At 48.8% G+C, this 19,264-nt stretch carries 17 protein-coding genes; 5 read left to right on the forward strand and 12 right to left on the reverse strand.

The window, feature by feature from the left end:
* Positions 1–25 precede the first annotated feature (25 nt).
* From C3F13_01435 to C3F13_01485, 11 genes are all read right to left on the reverse strand, one after another.
* Complete coding sequence (locus tag C3F13_01435; GenBank protein PWB56228.1) at positions 26–820, reverse strand: short-chain dehydrogenase; 795 nt, start codon at positions 818–820, stop codon at positions 26–28.
* Between the two features lie 980 nt (positions 821–1,800).
* On the reverse strand, positions 1,801–2,997 hold the full coding sequence (locus C3F13_01440) for a hypothetical protein (protein ID PWB56229.1): 1,197 nt from the start codon (positions 2,995–2,997) through the stop codon (positions 1,801–1,803).
* 8 nt (positions 2,998–3,005) lie between these two features.
* The gene (locus C3F13_01445; GenBank protein PWB56230.1) at positions 3,006–5,591 is read right to left on the reverse strand and encodes a hypothetical protein; all 2,586 of its coding nucleotides are present in this window, start codon (positions 5,589–5,591) and stop codon (positions 3,006–3,008) included.
* Positions 5,591–6,352, reverse strand: coding sequence for a hypothetical protein (locus tag C3F13_01450; protein ID PWB56231.1), 762 nt, complete (start codon positions 6,350–6,352; stop codon positions 5,591–5,593). Before C3F13_01450 ends, C3F13_01445 begins: the two co-directional genes overlap by 1 nt.
* Positions 6,353–6,416: 64 nt before the next feature.
* Complete coding sequence (locus C3F13_01455; protein ID PWB56232.1) at positions 6,417–7,157, reverse strand: hypothetical protein; 741 nt, start codon at positions 7,155–7,157, stop codon at positions 6,417–6,419.
* Between the two features lie 61 nt (positions 7,158–7,218).
* Entirely contained in the window at positions 7,219–9,630 is a 2,412-nt protein-coding gene (locus tag C3F13_01460) for a hypothetical protein (GenBank protein ID PWB56233.1), read from the reverse strand.
* Positions 9,631–9,633: 3 nt separating this feature from the next.
* Entirely contained in the window at positions 9,634–10,911 is a 1,278-nt protein-coding gene (locus C3F13_01465) for a hypothetical protein (protein PWB56234.1), read from the reverse strand.
* Positions 10,912–11,125: 214 nt separating this feature from the next.
* Entirely contained in the window at positions 11,126–11,308 is a 183-nt protein-coding gene (locus C3F13_01470) for a hypothetical protein (GenBank protein PWB56235.1), read from the reverse strand.
* An 884-nt stretch (positions 11,309–12,192) separates the two neighbouring features.
* A complete protein-coding gene (locus tag C3F13_01475; protein ID PWB56236.1) occupies positions 12,193–12,465 on the reverse strand; it encodes a hypothetical protein in 273 nt (90 codons plus the stop codon).
* Positions 12,455–13,858 carry a hypothetical protein gene (locus C3F13_01480; GenBank protein PWB56237.1) on the reverse strand — a complete coding sequence of 468 codons (1,404 nt, stop codon included), beginning with the start codon at positions 13,856–13,858 and terminating at the stop codon, positions 12,455–12,457. Before C3F13_01480 ends, C3F13_01475 begins: the two co-directional genes overlap by 11 nt.
* A 41-nt stretch (positions 13,859–13,899) precedes the next feature.
* Positions 13,900–14,823, reverse strand: coding sequence for an alpha/beta hydrolase (locus tag C3F13_01485; protein ID PWB56238.1), 924 nt, complete (start codon positions 14,821–14,823; stop codon positions 13,900–13,902).
* A gap of 325 nt (positions 14,824–15,148) precedes the next feature.
* Here C3F13_01485 and C3F13_01490 point away from each other — a divergent pair, with 325 nt between their 5' ends.
* From C3F13_01490 to C3F13_01510, 5 genes are read left to right on the forward strand one after another with little or no spacing between them, the layout of a single operon-like run.
* On the forward strand, positions 15,149–15,823 hold the full coding sequence (locus C3F13_01490) for a hypothetical protein (GenBank protein PWB56239.1): 675 nt from the start codon (positions 15,149–15,151) through the stop codon (positions 15,821–15,823).
* Positions 15,820–16,287: a hypothetical protein gene (locus C3F13_01495; protein PWB56240.1), complete on the forward strand. Its 468-nt coding sequence runs from the start codon at positions 15,820–15,822 to the stop codon at positions 16,285–16,287. Before C3F13_01490 ends, C3F13_01495 begins: the two co-directional genes overlap by 4 nt.
* Positions 16,288–16,295: 8 nt before the next feature.
* Positions 16,296–17,195, forward strand: coding sequence for a hypothetical protein (locus C3F13_01500; protein PWB56241.1), 900 nt, complete (start codon positions 16,296–16,298; stop codon positions 17,193–17,195).
* 8 nt (positions 17,196–17,203) lie between these two features.
* Complete coding sequence (locus C3F13_01505) at positions 17,204–17,968, forward strand: hypothetical protein (GenBank protein ID PWB56242.1); 765 nt, start codon at positions 17,204–17,206, stop codon at positions 17,966–17,968.
* 31 nt (positions 17,969–17,999) lie between these two features.
* Complete coding sequence (locus C3F13_01510) at positions 18,000–18,221, forward strand: ferredoxin (GenBank protein ID PWB56243.1); 222 nt, start codon at positions 18,000–18,002, stop codon at positions 18,219–18,221.
* 116 nt (positions 18,222–18,337) lie between these two features.
* On the opposite strand, the gene C3F13_01515 is transcribed toward C3F13_01510, so the two are convergent.
* A complete protein-coding gene (locus C3F13_01515) occupies positions 18,338–19,219 on the reverse strand; it encodes an alpha/beta hydrolase (GenBank protein ID PWB56434.1) in 882 nt (293 codons plus the stop codon).
* Positions 19,220–19,264 lie beyond the last annotated feature (45 nt).

Here is a 19,264-nt window from a genome sequence, read left to right on the forward strand (position 1 = left end):
TTCTTTAAGTGATAGATTGGGTAAATTACGCAACAGACTTCAACCAGCCGCCGTCCACATAATAAGTGGAACCTACACAATAACTGGCGCGCGGCGAACAGAGAAATACAAAAAAGTCAGCCAATTCTTCAGGGGTCGCAAACCGCCCAATAGGCGCATTATCCCTGGCAATTCGGTCGAGGTATTGATCCACCGTTACATCAGTGCCCGCCGTCAATTGCGCAGCCGTCTTCTTCCAATCAGGGGTAAGGATCAACCCCGGATTGATACAATTGACGCGAATGTTGTATTTGATCACCTCGTCAGCCAGGCACTTCGAAAACATGATAAGGGCTGCTTTGGTGACGTTATAAATTGGCTCATAACCGAGCGGTTGTTTACCGCATATGGAGGCATTATGGATTATTACCCCCCCATTACGCTTTTGCATTAAAGGCACCAGACCGCGCGCCAACCTGACTGCCGCCATGACATGCAGTTCCCAATAGTACTGCCATTTGTCATCGGGAGCGTTCAGGATAGTCTCGTTGCTGCCGGTGCCGGCATTATTGATCAGTATATCCACGCCACCAAAAGCCTGGCCGGCTTTGGTGATCACCGTGGAGATATCCTCAGGCATTGATAGGTCTGCCTTGACGCCAATTGCTGTTACCCCGTAAGTAGCTGCAATCTCAGAAGCCATTTCACTGACCCTGGCCGCATTGCGGGCGCAAATCAGAACGTGCACACCTTCCTTTGCCAGGCCATGAGCAACGGCCAGTCCGATGCCAACACTTCCCCCTGTGATAACGGCCACTTTATCCTTGAGTTCGAGATCCATTTTGAACTCCTTAACTTTCAGAGTTACCTGACATTGAATATACTAATGACATCTCACCCAAGCCTGATAAAGCATGAATAGGGTAGTTAAGCCAATATTTCCTTATAAACCCGGTAGAGGTATTCTATTTTACTCTCTTGCATTAGATGCGCTCTACAGGAGATGATATTGTTTTGCTTTGAGAAACTATTCTTGAAAATTGTAGTAATGTTGTATTGTAATTACAAGTACGCGAAAAGTAAAGCATCGTTTTGATGAGTGTCAATGGGTGCGTGTATACCGATCAATCGCAAATGGTAGCTGCTATACGGGTTGATATGCTCTGGGCATACACAACAACCGACACCTACATCAGCGCGCGCAACATTTGCAAAGCATCATGGATAAACAGCGATCCTGGCTGATAGCTTGTCACACATTAACTGGATCGAGGCCATGCACCTTAGCATCAATTGACAGCGGTTCGACTTTTGCAACACCGAAGTCGTCTTTGATTTGCTGGCTTGTATCCAACCAGGCGGAATAAATGTGGAGAATAAACTAAAAACCCACCTTCAACAGGCTATTTGATTCACATGCGTGCATCAGATCAAAGAGTCTCCCCCTTGCGAGGCGCTCAACCAATGATGTAAAAGGACGAATCTAGAAAAACGCTCTTCCCAACCAGTGTCCTGCTGTTTTCGTCCAATCCATTGCATGACTTGTAGGTCAAGTATATTGGATGAGGTTGGTAAAGTCCTGTCAACGGATTGGCATCCAGTGGATTCAGATAACTATTAAGAAACCATGCAAGCGCTTTAATAATCATGTGAACCATTATTAAAGACGATTGGTTTGGAGAATGAGATCTTATATATTTACTGCTTATATTTCTACCTGAGTGATTTTTAAATGAGCACAATTTTAAATACATATATCGCTCTAAAACCAAACGGTGGTAGGCTCAGGAAAATCCAGAATTATTCAGCAGAACCACATCTTTATTTGAAGGGAATAAAGCTCACCAGGACCGTCATCCCCCACCTCAACCCGGGAGCAGCATCTTCCAATTTTATGCGAGTGACATAGGTGATATCTCCCCGGACTTCCTGAAAAGTATCCCGGATTGTAGTTACTGTTCCGCTCATTATATTATCTGGAAATGCATCGGCTGCCACTTCCACAACCTGACCCAATTCAATATTTACCACATCAATCTCAGTTAGGTCTATTGTTTCCACATACCATTCTGATAAATCTGCCCACTTAGCAACAGGCTGTCCTATCATGACAAGCTCGCCTTCGTTAAGGTTTAATTCAACCAAGGTCCCATTCGCTGGAGCTCGTAAATCAAACTGCTCAAGCGTTGCCTGGGCAGCTGCCAGGTTCTCTTTGGCGGCAGAAACCCGAGCATTTACTAAATTCAGCGAATCTGTGTCCGGACCATGTGAGACATCGCTAAAATGCGCTTCTGTTAATTTTCGTTGGGTTTTTGAAGCTTCCAAGGAATCCTGCGCCTGCTGTAAAATAAAAGTGTATCCTTCGCCTTGCAAATCATCTAGCCGTAGAGCTGCCTGGTCATAAGCTTGCTGAGCCTCTGTCAGCTGCACCTGGTAGAAAGCGCGTGTCGTATCGTCCTCCGCTTCATCCTCGTAATCATTGTAATTGTCATTAGCACTTTCCAGCTGTTTCTCAGCAAGCACCAGCTGAGCTTTTGCACCGGCAATTTCATTCTGGAGTTGGTCACCGGTGATGGAATCAAGATGGCTTTGCGCATCCCACTCAGCCTGGCGGGCTGCCTGGAGATCAAAAAAAGCCTGGTTCGTTACCGCTTCCTGGGCATCGTATAGATCCTGCAGTGCTTGCTGTGCAGCCAGCAACTCCAGCTCAGCGGATTTTACAGATGCCTCAGTTTGCTGTTTTCCTCCCAAACGGGCAATCACCTGACCTGTTGACACCGTTTCACCTTCCTGCACCAGAATTTCAACCACCTCGCCAGTAGCAGCAAAGGAGAGGGTGGCAAATACCCTGGGGACCAGGTGCCCTTCAATGGTCATTACACCATCGTCCATGAACAATTCAGGTCCGTTTGCCTGGCTGTCGGTTGACACAACTTCAGGTGTATTTGCCTGGCAGCCTGCAAGCATAATCAGGCTGATCAATAAAGCACTTAGAACATGGATGAATTTAAATCTCATAAAGGCTCCTACTCGTAACGGATAACGTCCAATATTTGTGTGCGTGATGCCCGCCTGGCTGGGAAAATTGCAGCAAGCTGTGAAACCAACAGGGCGATTGATATGCCAGCGATCACAGCCCCTACAGGCATGATAAAGTTGATCTTATAGCCCGACATGGCAGTCATCGACCACAGGAAGATGCGCGTCAGCAAGATGCCGAAACCCAGGCCAAGCACCCCTCCGATCAAGCCCATCAGCAGAGACTCTGCCAGCACCATTACCAGTGTCTGCTCACGCGTCAGGCCGATGCTGCGCAGCATGCCGATCTCCCGCGCTCTCTCTACAACATTCATCGTCAGGGTATTGACCACCCCCAGAGCTCCGACGAGCAAGGCAATGACTGCCATCACATCAAACATGCTGTAGGCCTGGTTGAGCAGCGTCAGAACTTGATCGATTAGTGACTGGTTTGAGGCGATGGAGAGGTGTTGCCGATCAGCGTAGGTTTCTTGAATGCGCTGCTGTACTTCTGTTGTTAGATATCCATCCGCAAGTTTCACCAGGTAGGCCCCAGCCTCGGAAGTCTTAAAATAACGGCGCATATCCTGCCAGTTTCCCTGGACTGCCAGGCCCTGGTTGTAGAAATTTACCACCACCGCTGCAATTGAGAAATCCCGCTCGCCACTGCGTGTTCTCAGGCTCAGGGTATCTCCAACATTTAATCCATATTTCTCTGCCAGAACACTGGAGATAAAAAGCGTATTCCCTTCACTAAGTTTTTCATAGGCTGCCTCTCCATCGACTTGACTATCACTGAAAACAAAAGAGGTCACTTTGTCGTAGGTTTGTGTATCAATCCCCATGAAGACCAGATCTTCGGTCTTTTCATCCGGAGTCTGCCATTTCACATCCAGGGTACGCATGGGAGTCACTGCTTCAACACCAGGTATGGCTTCCAACCGGCGCATCACCTGGCTGCGCATGGGAGAAGCGGAGGTGACCAGAAGATCACCGCCCACATACGCGTTGATCCATGTTTCCAGGTCGCCTTTAAAGGAATCGGTCATCCCACGTGTGATGATGATCATCGAAACGCCGATCATTAATGCCGCCACGGTGAGGGTGGTGCGTAACTTTGACCGTTGGATATTCCTGCTACCCAATTGTCCAGCTGCCCCATATAACCAGTGGACAACTGGACGGATTACACGTTGCCAGATACCCACGCTGCCCGGGATGAGCAGCGTCCCGCCGAAAAATAGACAAACCACGGTGAGGCTGCCCAGCCGGAACTGGACATCGTATGGGAATGGATTGGCAACCAGGATGATAAACGAGATCGATAGGAAGAGGAGACCTAATATCCATCCCTGGCGGAGTAGCCAGCCTTCCTTCCGAACCCCACGCACACGCAGGGCTTCAAGCGGTGAGATGCGGCCCGCCTGCCAGGCTGGGATGAGCGCCGCAACGAGTGTTACTGCCATACCCACCAGCAGGCTGGAGAGGATGACCTCAGGGGTGATTATTAATGGGATTGAATCCAGGTCCAATAGATATGTTAACAAATACGTGGCACCCTGTGATAGTCCGATTCCTAAGATGGCACCAACGCACGAACCAATCAACCCCAAGATTGCAGCTTCTACCAGCACCTGGATGGTCACCTGTTGACGGGTGAGACCCAATGTACGCAACAAGCCAAATTCACGTGTGCGTTCAACCACGGTCATGGAAAAAGTATTGTAGATGAGATAGCCTCCAACGAAAAGCGCCATCCCGCCCATGAAATTTAGTCCGATGGAAAAACCACTCAGCATCTGATTCACTCGGCTGCCCCCTGAAACGGTGGAGGTGACAGGGTATTCATCCCCCAGCTGTGATTGAAGTTGGGCTTTAACCATAGCGAGTTGATCCGCTGATCCGTAATCCGGTTTTAGCACAATATCGACCTGGTCGATTTCACCGTTGCGATGAAAAAGCTCCTGGGCAGTTTTCAGTGGGATCACGCCAAACGCGCCATTGTTATTTTGCCCCACCCCCTTTTTAGCAATCAAACCAACAACAGTGAATTCCTTGGGACCGTCTTCTGTCAATAATTCGATTATTTTGCCAACTTCTAGTTCATTCTCACTGGCGTAGTTCTCAACCAGCACGATCTCGCGGCCATTCTCATCTTGAGAGAGAAACTCGCCCTGGGTTATCGTATAGTCTCGTACGCTTAGATCCGTTTGTGAATCGATCCCAAAAACCGAGAAGCCACCCATATCAAATCCCAGCAGGCTCAGCGGTATGGCAGATTCAGGAACACCGACCGCCAGGGCGGTATGAATCTGCAGGCTTGGAACAGCTGTTTGTACAGCTTCGTCATCAATGATCCTGCGCAAGATGCGTTCCGGTAACCCATCTCCATCCGTCCCGGTGTATGTCACGATTAGGTCGGTTTTCCCAGCAGTGCCTTCGAAAAGCGCTGAAAGTGTATCCAATGCTGTGAGGTTGGTGATACGAATGGCCAGCAATCCAGCCACACCCAGGATGATGCCGAACATGCTTAAAAGCGTGCGCAAGGGGCGGGAGCACATGGAACGTAGGGTCAGCCATCGCGTGAGCAGCACTACCTTTTTGCCTCCAGCGCTTCAAACACCTTGATCACCATGCTTAATCGGTCAGACATCTCCTGACCATCCGTGAATTGGATCTGTTTGACGATCTTGCCATCGTGGAGAAAGACAACGCGGTTGGCGTATGTTGCTGCGCGTGCGTCATGCGTCACAGCTACCAGAGCCTGTTCTAATTCCACACAGGAACGTTGCAACAGGTTCATGATCGTGGTCCCGGTCTTTGAATCCAGGTTGCCGGTTGGCTCATCGGCCAGGATGATGGCCGGTTCAGTGACCAGGGCGCGCGCCAACGCCACGCGCTGTTGCTCGCCACCCGAAAGCTGGTCGGGTTTGTGCTTGCGCCTGTCTGTTAGGCCGACCAAATCCAGCAGGCGGTCAATGCGAGCCTGGTATTGACGGACGTTTTTACCATCAATTAAGAGCGGTAGGGCAATATTCTCCTCCGCAGATAATGTTGGCAGCAGGTTAAAAAATTGAAAGACGAAGCCAATGTTATGCCTGCGCACCAGGGTGACTTGCTTATCCCCCAGGACAGAAAGTTTCTTGCCTGCCAGGATGACCTCTCCATCCGAAGGTGAGTCCAGCCCACCTAACAGATGCAGCAGAGTTGATTTTCCACTGCCTGACGGACCCATGATAGCAATAAATTCACCCTTATTAACCTGGAAATCCAATCCAGAGAGCGCTTCGACCACCACTTCACCCATTTGATATTTTCTTCGCAGACCTTTTGCTTCTAATACGATCTCAGTCATGCCGTGTTCCTATATCGAAGGAAAATTTGTCATTCTCATAACCCAAACGTGGCTGGTTGGGCTGCTACTTTTTGTTCACCCGAAACAGCCTGCGTATCAGGCTGGGTGCACCATAACGATCCAGGAAATGTCCCAGTCTCTGACCCATTGCCATGTCCCCTGCAACCTCTTCCTGCGTGCTCAAGCCACCTTGTTTTAAGATCCGGAAGAATTGTTTTAACTCAGGGGTCATCTTTCCCCAGTATATCAGGTTGAAGGCGATGGCATAGATCAGATATGCAGGCTCATGGGTGCTGAACCAAAGCCATGGGATGAGCAGGATCAGGAAAGACCAGCGTAGGACCAGCACATCCCCGACCAGCCAGCCAATCACGCCACCAGCCAGGTTGGTCAGTATCAACCCAATGGGATCGATCACCAGCATACCTCCGATGATCGCTGATTCTCCCCGACCACCCTTGAAGTGGTGATAAAGTGGCCAGTCATGCCCAATCAATCCAAATATGGCTATGAGCAAGAAATATGGGGTTGCGGGCTGCCACAGTCTGAACGCCAAAGTAGGAATGAAGACTTTGAGTATATCCAGGACGGCTGTCAGACACCCGTACCGTGTGCCTACCTGTATGCGCACCATGGAAGCGCTTACTGAGTCAGACTCAAATATAATGTCTGTACTCGGGATAGGCTGTTGGATCAGCCTCAGGTCAGTATCTGGAGCCACCCGCCTTGTGACCAGGCGAGCGGAAGAAATCGAACCGCACAAGTACCCGATGAGACAAGCAAGGAAAGCAATCCATAGTTCCATTTTTCCCTCAATAAAATATCAAAGCAGCAATCACCCAATCTCGGTGTTGGAAACGTATAGGTCAATTTGACCCTTCATTCTGCTGAATCTCTGCTTTCGTATGTAAGATTACCTCTCCCCGGTAGCCGTCCACCGTAACCAGCATATCGTCTTTGAGTTCCATAGCACCTGGCACGGATACCACCGCCGGGATCTGATATTCGCGTGCCAGGATCGAGCTGTGTGACAGCATTCCTCCTGATTCGGCGATGATTGCTTTTGTCTGGGCGAAAAGCACCGACCAACTCACATCTGAGAATGGGATGACCAACACATCACCGGGCTTCACTTTATTGAAATCTTCCAGCCCATGCACTACCCTGGTCGGACCTGTATAATATCCCCTCGAAGTGGGAACTCCAGTGAGTTTATCCTCCTCGTTTGTATCCACCAATGGGGGCACATTGCCATAGATCAAAGTCGGTAGGTGCACGTCCTTGCAGCTGATTAGCTCTGCCTTGCGTATCTTGGCAAGCAAGCCATAATCCTGGTCCAGTTGTTTGGCGGGTGCTGAGTTTCTTTCATCCACTATGTATGAAACAATCTCGTCAATCTCCAACCGATCCAGGTAAAAGATATCCTCAGGCTCGGAAAGCAGACCACGCGCCGTGAAATGGTGTCCGAGCGCAAGGAGGTATGGTCGGAAGGAGCCATAAGCCTGGGTATATAAAGAGCTGATCTGTTCACGGTACAGGCGAAATTTCCTGGCTTTCCTGTACAACAGGTTCGCCCAATGGGATGTCAGCCTGGGTAGGTTTAGGTCCTCATAACGCACCTTGGCCTTATGTGCTTCCTGCACTGGCCCCTGGGTGATGAGCTTCAGTACCATGTCCGGTTTCTCGCGCCATGGGACTGATGAGAAGTCATTGCCGCTATCCGACAAGTAGCCAAATCGTATCATGAAGCTGGAGACTTTTTCCTGAAACTGGGGGATGCCAGGTAATTGTTGAAATTCTACATAAGAGGATTGTCTAATGTACTGCTGGGTGGCAGGGTCCAGGTTGTGAAAGTCATGCTGTAGATCCCTCAGGGGTATGTCAGGAGCGTACTCCAGATGGGCTGTCATGCCTGCCATCAGATCAAACTGGGCTGGATCAACTTCCGCTTTCTTAAGGAAGTATGCAAAGGCTGTGTTATAGAACCCCATCAGGAGCGGGATATTTATGTTGTAATAAACCAGAGGATACAGATCACGATAGAGCCTGTTGATTTCGACCCACAGTTCACTTTCATTTTGATTTCGTGTATTCTGCCAGTTGTAATGTTCAGGTAATAATTTCAGACGTGGATAATCAACCTCAAAACGCTTTCCGAGGTGCCATTTCTTCCAGGCGAATAATAACAAGCGGGGCAACAGTCGCATCATCCGCCAGGTTGGCTTAAATTTTTGCTGTCTTTCAGAGCGGGGCAGGATACCCATCATGATCTCCAGGCTTTCGCGTGGCATGCCAAAGACATCCCAAACTCGCCCCAACGCACTTACATTGAAATAGGTTCGATAATAAAAACTCTTTGCCAGGTCATCGAACTTGAGATCATTTTTCCCTACCAGCTCGGTTAAAAGTTCAACCCACACGGAGTTGATCAGGGGGATATTGATCGACCATATCAGGGGTTTGATCATCCCCGGCAGTACTTCCTTGGCAATTCGATTCGAGTAGGTTTCCAGGTTCTTCAGTGAAGGTATCTCGCGCATTTGAACCCAGAAGAGCTCGTGCCCATCATAGACCCACTCAAGGTCTACCGGCGCTTTGAAAGATTCAGCAATCTGGCGCGTTTGCCGGCATACCATCTCGATCAAGCCGGTCCCAATCGGTGAATGTTGTGGGGATGATTTCCACAATCCTGACCGGTTCACCCACCGCAGTGGTGTGATCCCGTCCTGAACCAAGGCCGCTCCAGCTCCCTGCACCGCTTCGACTATCACCTCATCCTCGCCAGTGATGGGATTGCGCGAGAAGGCAACCCCGGAGACAAGCGGGTTGACCATTTCCTGCAAGATGACCGCCATGTGCAGCTCGCGTTGTTGTAATGGAAGTTTGTCAAGGTAGGCCTGCACACCGGGTGAATTTACACTGGACCATACGGACAAGATCGCCATCAGGATTGCCTGCTCACCCTGAACATCGAGGATGGTTTTAAACTGGCCGGCAAATGAGCCTTCCAGCGTATCTTCGACGCTGGCAGACGAGCGCACCGCATAAACACCTGCAGGTTCCAGCACCTCCATCAGCTGCTGACTTAATAGTTTAAGGATTGAATCATCATCCTGCAAATAACGATCATAGGCTTCCCAGCTGACTGCATACGTTTTAGGCACACGCAATCCCCTTTGCATCAACTGGTGGATATTAAATGCTTTATTTCCCACTGATTTGGGTTGGCGTTGGTCATTGATCTGGACCACATAAAGCCCGCGGTGTAACAAGCTCATTATTTACAGCGAGATTTCTTTCAATGGATGTATCACTTGTTTTTCGGGTTTAAGGCAGGTTGCATAAGCGGCCTCAATTTTTTCCTTGATCGCCTGGATCACGAGCGGATCATCATTCCATGCCCCCAGGTTTATCAATGAAAACCCTTTTGGTACCCTCGCTTTATTCACGAGCTCAGGGATGTCATACTGGCTGTGGATCGAATCGGCACTGATGGCGGCTGAGAAATATAACACCGTCTCCACCCCATTTGTCACAAATTGCTCAATGACCTTCGCTGGTTTAGGGTTTTTAAATTCCATCCATGCCAGGCTTAGATGATCCCGATGGAAACCATCCTTTTCAAACAGGTCCAGGATATATCGGCGGAACTGGAGCTCGTGTTCAGTTTCGCTAGCAAATTCGCGATCCCATACATCGGGCTGCCCATGTCCAACTAGAAGCACACCCACCTTAGTTTTGTCAGTTCCACCAAGGTGCTGCTGAGCCCGCTCCAGGAACATGCGGTGCAGGGTGGATGAATCCCACATCGGACCTGTGTAATAAATGGGAATTTCGTAATCTTCAAGCCTTATCGCCTCGATCAGGTTCTTGCCTTCCAGGGTATGGTTGGATACTGAGACAAAAACCTCTGCCACGATCAACTGGCTTGCCCCCTCATTCAAAGCTTGAATGATAGCGGCATCCGGGCGGGGATCATCATCCAAAAAGCTTATATAGAATCGGGTGGTTTCATCACCCTGAAGGCGAAATTCACGCTCCAGGCTGCTCATCATCCGCTGATGAACCTTTCGGTGGTTGCTGGAGCCTACCTGGAGGTATTTTTTCCGCAATTGATATACAAAGAAAGGCCTGGCAAGAAATGGGACAAAGGAGATCCGTTGCTCATCAAACTCGCGGAACTGGTTGAGCCATCCGATCGGATCGTATGTCTCAGGTTCGCCATGGGTGAAATAGATGACCGCAACATGACCGTCGCCGGGGTCTCCCTTTTGACGTGTTAGGAGAGGTATATGCCGATGGTCTTCTCGCGACAGGAATATTCTAGTTAGGATTGCATAACCACCCAGGAAAAAAAACATCCAAGCCAGCACTGCCAAACCAACTCGAACACGGATCATTGGTTGAGAAAAGATGACCAGGCTGCCTAAAAAGCATGCCCAGGTCAGGCTTAAGTACAGGCTCATACGTAATGGGTGCGTGGTGAGGAATTTAAGAAAAAACACACCAGTTAAAAAAGCTAACATGCAACAAAGTCCCCAGAGCATGGTCTTCTCCATTTACCATTAATCTAAAAAAAGTAAGTGGTGAATATTACCAGGATTTTATTCATGGGTCAATTACAAATATGATAAGTCAAACCTGTTATGGTCACTGGGAAGGTCTTGGCAAGTTGGGACAGTTTTTGCCTTTGCATTAAATTCTCCTCCAAATCTCCATCTTTGTAAGCCAGGTGGATCATTAGCGAACTGAGCAGCTCAGGCCATAGATGTATTAGAGCTCGAATTTGCCATTCTCTTCGTTATCCATCGGATGGCCCACATGCCGTTTATCGCGCTCCATCAGACTGCGTAGATAATTGTGGCCATCATCGACGGTAATTTCTTGGGGTTCATAATACTGGCTGTAGGCTTTCTCTTTATAGCCATTAAAAATCTCAGCCGGGTTTTCAGCCAATCAATATAACGGGGACTTTTACCCTCCGTTTCCAAAGTGGCTAAATGTATACCAATGGCTTTCTCAAGTGTGATCATCATCAACTCCCGCTTGTCTCTTTTAACCATGGTACCCTCCCTTTCCGAAGAATTGGTTGACTGCTGTTGACTAAAAAAGGCGGCAAGGACACTGGAATTATTTATTTTTGACCTATTTTTCGATTTTTAAAAAAGTGATAAAAGTGGGGGATGTAAAGGGAAAAACCGCCGTTTGGCAGCTCTAGGTGGAAAAAAACATGCGTTTTTAGGGTATTTATAACCCCTTCTACCCATTTTTAGTGAGCGTGCTTGCACCGAGCGTCCACCTGCACGATCTTGGTGCGGTAGTGAGCGTAGAGCGGCTCGAAGAGTCTCCCCCTTGCGAGGACGCTCAACCAAACATAAGTCTATTAAACAAAAAGTGCGCGTGGAGCGGCTCGAAGAGTCTCCCCCTTGCGAGGACGCTCAACCAAACATAAGTCTAATAAACAAAAAGTGAGCGTGGAGACGCTCAAAGAGTCTCCCCCTTGCGGGGACGCTCAACCAATGGCTTAAAAGGACGATCCTAAAAAGCAGCATCTCCCAACCAATGTCCTGCCATTTATGGCTCAGTCCATTGGACACGGACTAAGCGAGTACATTGGTTATGTTATTAAAGTCCAGTCAACACCAAAATCTAATGGCTGTTTCGTGGATTTTACTACATTTTAATAAGAAAATATCGAACATCGATTTAAAAATACTCTACTATCTTTTCAGAACCAACAAAATTCACACTTGTTTAGGTGAAGTAAAAATTGTTAAATTGCGTTTCAGCTACTGATTAAATTGTAAAACTACCTTGTAATAATCTTAAATAACCGAATATTAGTAATTTGGCTCACAGCCTTGATCTACTTCACCGAAATCTTCTTCAGAATTATATTGATCATGATTTAGAGTATGGCTTTTTTCTTCCTCTTCACAGGGAGAACAGGTGCAATCCGGCGCGCATTCAGGTCCTCCATCGGTACAAGGTTCGCACAGAGGCCGGCATTCTTCTGAAGGTTCACATAAGGTGTCAGGATTCTTCATCGAAGTGACCAATGAAATTGTCGCACCCGTTTTTGATATGGGTGTCTTATTTTTTTTATCCTTCATAATTCATCTCTCCTATCATCATATTTGACGATCTCTCTATTGACTGCCTGACTTGTCGGATTTCTAGAGCCATGCTTTTATCATAATATGGTTTGCCGTCCCTATCAACTATCCATATCCCATTGCCCCACTCTCCAGAATATGGGTTATAAGTGCAGCGTGGGTAAGGCGCAGAGCGAAAATCTACCCGGCCTTGCGCGGCTGCTTCAGCCAGAGGTCTGCAATCAAAGCATACATAGCGGTATTCGCAATCCTGGCAGACAGCCACATGGTCTTTAGTGGTATGCCATATACCCTGGAGTTCTGAACAGCAAATAACCTCACAGAGGTTGTTTTGAGCCAGGTAGTTCCCAAGGATATGTTCCCGGGCAAATATGCATGGCAGGATATCACCAAATTCTGTAATCACCAATTTACCATTTAGGCAAGAATGGCGCGATTTATAATGGGCAATCTTCTTTCTACTAGCTTTAAAAAGGGGGGTCAGCATGAATCCGTACTGGATTAGAGTCTTATCGACGGGTTGAATCAGGCTTTTTTCGCCCCGACCATTTGGTCGAACTAGATCGGGTTTTCTCCCATGCAAACCCATTTTCCGTATGAATGACTTTGTAGATTCAACAGATTCTTGATTGGCTTTCATAACTACAGTCTCCACCCTTGTTTCAACACCAAATTTCTTCAACAACGCCAGGGAGCTAACTGTTTTTGCATAGCTGCCGGGAGTTTGGGTGACACTATTGTGAATAATTGGATCATCTGAATAAAGTGATACTGCCACCTTGATCCCCATCTCTTTTATCTTGAGTATGTTATCGGGAGTGAGCAGGGTCGCATTGGTAAAGATTTCAACAGATGAATATCCAACCTTTTTTGCAAATCCGGCCAACTCAATAACTGTTTCACCTTTTTCACCCCGATATAAAAGCGGCTCACCACCAATAAATTGACAAGCCTTACACCCAAGTTCTCGTGCTTGCTTGATCACTCTCAGCCAGTCTTTATACAACATCCGAGACTTCGGTTGAGCGATCGAAGGGGAAAAGTCTTTCGTCAACAAATCGCCCCGGCTGTTTTGAGGCATGGAATTGGTATAACAGTGAATGCATCGCTGATTACACTCATTTGTCGCGATTTCAAACCACATGAACTTTAGATGGTCATTTTCCATTGACCTGGGTAATTCCTGCGGGCAAGCACGTTCAATCTCACCAGCAATACCCATAGAGACAAGTGCGTGCCAATATTGATCATCTTCCACTTTGTATGCACATACTTTACAGCCTTGACTATTTATAGAGTAAACAAGGCCTGAGTTGGTATCCATGATGGCGCCTCGCAAGGCGCCCTTAATGAGATACACACCATCTTTTAAGCTATATTTTGGTGCCATCAGGATAAATCAGCCCAAGATCGATCTGGTGATATTTAAAATTACCCTTTTTTGAAATGACCATCTAAGAAATCAAGTACCTTTTTTACATTCTCTGGAGTCTCAAACATCGGATCAGCATGCTCGGCTCCTTGTAGCAATTCTAACATCACCTTATCTCTGCCGAGAACACTAGCTAATTTCGAGGCAAAATTGATCGATTGTTGAACCGGAACAACTGCATCCATCGTCCCGTGCTGCAAGAAAAACGGGGGTGCACCTTTTCGGATATATGTTTCAGGGTTGGCTGCTTTGACGAGCTCAGGGACTTCGATAATCGTGTGCCCCAGTAACAGTGATTCGGGTGAATTCGGCCCGCAGTGCAACTGGTCATCCGGCGGTTTTAGCCCATTTTCTTCCAGTTGAGCATCCATCTTCATAAAATCATTCGGCCCGTACCAAGAAATAACTGCTTGAACATTGCATTGTTGCTCCGGATTCCCTAATTCTTTATCCTCAAGCTCTGCTATACCCTCAGAGACCCCCAGCATGGAGGCAAGGTATCCTCCCGCTGAGCCTCCCCAGGCGGCGACTCGCTGCGCGTCAATACCGATCCGGTCGGCGTTAGCTCTGATCCAGCGTACAGCAGCTTTCACATCCTGAACTAGGGCAGGAAATTTTGCTTGCCAACTCAGCCGGTAATTCGTAGCAACAACAGCATATCCTCTCTTAAGCCCTTCCAGCATCGGCACCACCTGCATATCTGCCTTATCGCAGCCCATGAACGCGCCTCCATGGAGCTGCAGGATCACCGGGTATGGAGCTGGAAAACCGTCTGGAAGATAGATATCCAGCTTTTGTGAGGGTGAGATTGACGCATATGGTATATCGAGCATCTTGTGTTTAATATGATCGGTATTTGCCTTCGGAGGTGTCTGCTGGATGCCATAATGGGGCGGAGGCGTAAGGGAAATGGTGTCTGTCATGCTTTCCTCTCTGTAGATGTTTCAGTGTTCAATATACTCCTAATTTCTCTATAGCAGTTATTTTTCGTTAACAAGCACTAAAGATTTACCACAAAACTCAGTTGCTGACCGACAGAGCAAATTATAAGCACTTCATACGAGTACTCATTCTGTTATACATGAATGTGATTGAGTATTAATAGAATGGACATGCATTTTATTGACAAATGCTTGAAAATTTGGTATTCTAACGTAGTATTATACTGTAAAACTCATTTTCACCTGACGGCACTGTGCAACATTACAAATAGAATATTTCCTTATACCCTCATAATCGGGAGGAGAAATGTCAGATACATATAGTCTTGTAGATGCTACCATGAAAGTTATCCTGGATCGGCGTAGCATCCGCGAATATACGGAGGAGCCAGTCTCAGCCCAAGACCTAGACCTGATCCTTGAAGCTGCACGCCAGGCACCCTCGGGTGAAAACGCTCAGCCATGGCGCTTCATTGTCGTTACCGATCCGGAGATGCGCAAGAAACTTGGCGCACTCGCAGGTGGGGGGAGCGGTCGCCGCTTCACATCCGAATTCGTTACCAAGCAGATGCAGGAGCGCTTTGCCAGCTTACAGGATGAAGAGAAGAAAAAGGCTGCATTTGAAAAACTGACTTCCGGTAAAGTGTCTGCTTTCCTGGCTGATGCCCCGCTGGATCTGGTTGTCTGTGGCAAGAAAAATGTCTGGGATATGCCGTTTGACACCTCTGCAGCCATCGAGAATATCCTACTCATGGTGACAGCCCTGGACCTGGGTGCTTGCTGGGTGATTGCCCCCTGCATTGATATCCGCGATGAAGAACGTATCAAAGCATTGCTGGGTATGCCAGAAGAATTTAAAGCCGTGAGCATAATTTCCATCGGCCATCCCACCCGTCCCCATCGGCCACGCCCACGCTTGCCTATCAAAGATCTGGTCTTCACCGAAAAATGGGGCGAAGCATATTATAAGGATCAGCCATGAACGATAAAAAAACCATCCCCCTCGATTACGCCAACGGATTGATCTATGAGCTGGAAAAAGCTTTTTGGGATGAACGCGGGCGGGGTGCACGCTTCCGCATGACCACTGTCGGCCGGCAATATTACCGTGAACGCATCCGCCCAGCCCTTGAAGCCCCTGATCTGGAGCAAATCCTGAAAACCGTGCAAGCAACCCTGGAGTCTGAAGGTATCGCCGGGCAGGTCTCTTATGACCAGGATGGTCGCTTGCTAAGGCTGACAGTCAAAGGATGCCTTCACGGGCAGGTCGAAGACCGCATGACCTCCCACGGGATCGAGCCATTTACCTGTGTTCCGGCTAATCTGATTGTCCTGGCAGTTGAGGAAAAGCTCGACCGTCCAATTGAGCTGGCCGAGATAAAGAAGGACGAAAATGGCTGCCATTTATTGTTGGTGCTGTTCGACAAGCGACCTTCCCTCGATTAAGGACCATCATGTCCAAGTTATCCACCCTACATGACGCAGTAGCAAGCATTCCCTCTGGTTCGCACCTAGCGCTCTCTGGTTTTGCCATCACGCGCTGCACCATGGCCTTCGCCCGCGAGGTCATCCGCATGGGGATCAACCATCTGACCATCTCCCAATGTGTTGGGGCGATGGATGCCGATATGCTGGTGGGTGCCGGCGCAGTTGACCGGATCATCTACGGCGGTGGTTCACTGGATCGCTTCGGCAGGCTGAATTGCGTGAATCGGGGAATCGAGTCAGGTACCCTGGCCGCAGAAGAGTACAGCAGCCTGTCGGTCGCCTTCAGGTATCTGGCGGGCGCGCTTGGAGTTCCATTCATGCCCATCCGCTCCCTGCGCGGCTCCGATCTGATGACCAACCTCAAGGAGCGCTCTTCATCCGAGATTGCCAGTATCACCGATCCATTTACCGGGCAAGAGTGGCCGGTCCTGAAGCCGCTCACGCCGGATGTGGCGATCGTTCAGGTGCAGACCGCCGATGAGGAAGGTAACGCCTGCATCCTTGGACCACGTTGGGATAATAATGAGCAGGTGCGCGCCAGCCAGCGCGCCATCGTGATCGCTGAGCATGTCGTCTCATGCGAAACCATCTGCCAGGACCCCGAGCGCACCACCATACCGGGCCTGTTTGTGTCCCACGTGGTTGAGCTACCGTTTTCGGCTCACCCAACCTCGGTCTATCAATCGTATGATTATGATGCGGAGCACATCCAGGCCTATGTAGAAGCCACCCAGACTCCCGATGCTTTTCATGCCTACCTGGATGAATATGTGTATGGGGTTGAAGACCATTGGGCATATCTTGAGAAGGTGGGTGGTCTTAAGCATCTCAGTCGCCTTAAAGCCGACCCAGTGATGGGATACTAGGAGGAGCCATGCCATTCGAATATACCCCCTCCGAATTAATGGCTGTCGCTGGCGCCCGCGAGCTGCACGACGGAGAAGTCGTCGCGGTTGGGTTGGGCTTGCCGGTCGTGGCGTCTTTCCTGGCCAAGCACACCCATGCCCCCAAGATGACTATTTTGTTTGAATTAGGGGTGATCGATCCCCAGCCAGTGGACCAGGGGGTTGGGTTAGCCGACCCGCGCGTCTGGTACCGGGCCAATGTGCTCAGCAGTTTTGTGGATATTCTGGGCGAAGTGCTGCATCGCGGTCGGGTGGATGTGGGCTTCTTAGGTGGCCTTGAGGTTGACCAATATGGCAACCTGAATACCTCGCTCCTGGGCGACCCAAAAGGAAAATTTCGCCACATGATCGGCAGTGGAGGGGCGAACGATATCGCCTCCTGCGCCAAGCGCACCATTATCATCATGCGCCATGAAGAGCGCAAGATCAGGCAGGCTATATCCTTTATCACCAGCCCAGGCTATCTCACCGGGAATGACAGCCGCAGCCAGGCCGGTCTGCTGGGTGGGCCAAGCCGGGTCATCACCGATAAGGCCATCTTCTCATTTCATCCAGAGACTAAGCAGATGATGCTTTCATCCATCCATCCGGGTATCACCCTGGAAGAGGTGTTGGGTACCATGGGTTTCAAGCCTGCCGTGCCAGAGCACATCGCATACACCGAGCCACCCACTCCCGAACAGGTGCGCCTGATCCGGGAAGTCATCGATCCACGCCATATGTACATGGGCTAAGGTACGGTATTCTTACAGGTAAGGGAAGCTTATGCCATACGTTGTAATTGAACAATGCATATCCTGCGGAGCGTGTGTGTCAGGTTGTGAAAGCAATGCCATCACCGAGGGGGAGACCCAATCCCACATCGATGTGACGATCTGTATCGAGTGTGGCACCTGCCAGATGAACTGTCCATCCGATGCAATCATCTTCGTAGTGGAAACCGAGACAGATATACAGCGTGTAACTAATAAAGTGGATCAAAAATAAAAATAAGTTCTTTTTTCTCAATCTCCAGTAAGGTTATTAAATTTTGCGTTCATTGGTAGTTCCTCCTTAAAAACAGAATGCTCCCTGGCCGGGAGCGTTCTGCATAATAGCCTTATTTACTTAAGGTATTTGTCAAGGAAATTTATCACCAGTGCCAGGTTCTCAGAGGTTGTGAACTGCGAACCACCATGCCCTGCACCATCTATCAGTATGAAAGTTACTTTATCTGCTCCAATAACTGGACTTAATGCATCTGCAAGGTTCTTCCCTTGTATGGGTGGAATATTACAATCCGCTGAACCATTTTGGATGAAGAAGGGAGCATCATCAGGCGTGATGTAGTTCATTGGATTTGTGGTTTTTACCAGGTCAGGCACGGTCTGGATGGGGGTACCTACCAATTGGGATTCTGGAGAGCTAGCATCATTGTGATTTTGTGGACAATTAGTGCCGGCAAACTGCTCGTCCATAGCCAGAAAGTCAATCGGACCAAACCAGTCTACCACTGCCTGTACGCAGCTGGATTGATCAGCATTTCCTAAGTCAGCACCTTCCAGTTCAGTCACGCCACAGGTAGTACCAAGCAATGAAACCAGATTACCGCCTGCAGAAGCTCCCCAGGCACCGAATTTATCTGGATTCAGGTTATATTTGTCTGCATTCGCTCGCAAGAATCGCACAGCGGCTTTGGCATCATTAATTTGCGCTGGATATTTGGCTTCACCGCTTAAACGATAATTTATGCTGGCAACTGCGTAACCGTCTGCAAGTAACTGGTCCACACCAGCCAGGCCTGTTCCATCACTTTTATCACCCATCATGAATCCACCTCCATGAACCATGATCACCACAGGGAAAGGTCCACTACCCGTGTTAGGAATATAGAGGTCAAGTTTATCCGTTGGCGAAACTGTCGTGTAGGCTAAGTCCGCATATGTTGGTGCAACAGAAGCAATTGTGCCTGAGCTCGCAGGATTGCCAGGTCCGCCTTGGGGCATGACATTGGTTGGTTGTGTTGCTTGTGCAGCTGTTGGCTCTATTGG

It is taken from the genome of Anaerolineales bacterium (assembly GCA_003105035.1).
Taxonomy (GTDB): domain Bacteria; phylum Chloroflexota; class Anaerolineae; order Anaerolineales; family UBA4823; genus FEB-25.

Excerpts from the sequence above, each read along its gene's own strand:
- C3F13_01435 (PWB56228.1), bottom strand. The coding sequence starts at position 820 with ATGGATCTCGAACTCAAGGATAAAGTGGCCGTTATCACAGGGGGAAGT.
- C3F13_01440 (PWB56229.1), bottom strand. The coding sequence starts at position 2,997 with ATGAGATTTAAATTCATCCATGTTCTAAGTGCTTTATTGATCAGCCTG.
- C3F13_01450 (PWB56231.1), bottom strand. The coding sequence starts at position 6,352 with ATGACTGAGATCGTATTAGAAGCAAAAGGTCTGCGAAGAAAATATCAA.
- C3F13_01455 (PWB56232.1), bottom strand. The coding sequence starts at position 7,157 with ATGGAACTATGGATTGCTTTCCTTGCTTGTCTCATCGGGTACTTGTGC.
- C3F13_01460 (PWB56233.1), bottom strand. The coding sequence starts at position 9,630 with ATGAGCTTGTTACACCGCGGGCTTTATGTGGTCCAGATCAATGACCAA.
- C3F13_01465 (PWB56234.1), bottom strand. The coding sequence starts at position 10,911 with ATGGAGAAGACCATGCTCTGGGGACTTTGTTGCATGTTAGCTTTTTTA.
- C3F13_01475 (PWB56236.1), bottom strand. The coding sequence starts at position 12,465 with ATGAAGGATAAAAAAAATAAGACACCCATATCAAAAACGGGTGCGACA.
- C3F13_01480 (PWB56237.1), bottom strand. The coding sequence starts at position 13,858 with ATGGCACCAAAATATAGCTTAAAAGATGGTGTGTATCTCATTAAGGGC.
- C3F13_01485 (PWB56238.1), bottom strand. The coding sequence starts at position 14,823 with ATGACAGACACCATTTCCCTTACGCCTCCGCCCCATTATGGCATCCAG.
- C3F13_01490 (PWB56239.1), top strand. The coding sequence starts at position 15,149 with ATGTCAGATACATATAGTCTTGTAGATGCTACCATGAAAGTTATCCTG.
- C3F13_01495 (PWB56240.1), top strand. The coding sequence starts at position 15,820 with ATGAACGATAAAAAAACCATCCCCCTCGATTACGCCAACGGATTGATC.
- C3F13_01500 (PWB56241.1), top strand. The coding sequence starts at position 16,296 with ATGTCCAAGTTATCCACCCTACATGACGCAGTAGCAAGCATTCCCTCT.
- C3F13_01505 (PWB56242.1), top strand. The coding sequence starts at position 17,204 with ATGCCATTCGAATATACCCCCTCCGAATTAATGGCTGTCGCTGGCGCC.
- C3F13_01510 (PWB56243.1), top strand. The coding sequence starts at position 18,000 with ATGCCATACGTTGTAATTGAACAATGCATATCCTGCGGAGCGTGTGTG.
- C3F13_01515 (PWB56434.1), bottom strand. The coding sequence starts at position 19,219 with ATGCCCCAAGGCGGACCTGGCAATCCTGCGAGCTCAGGCACAATTGCT.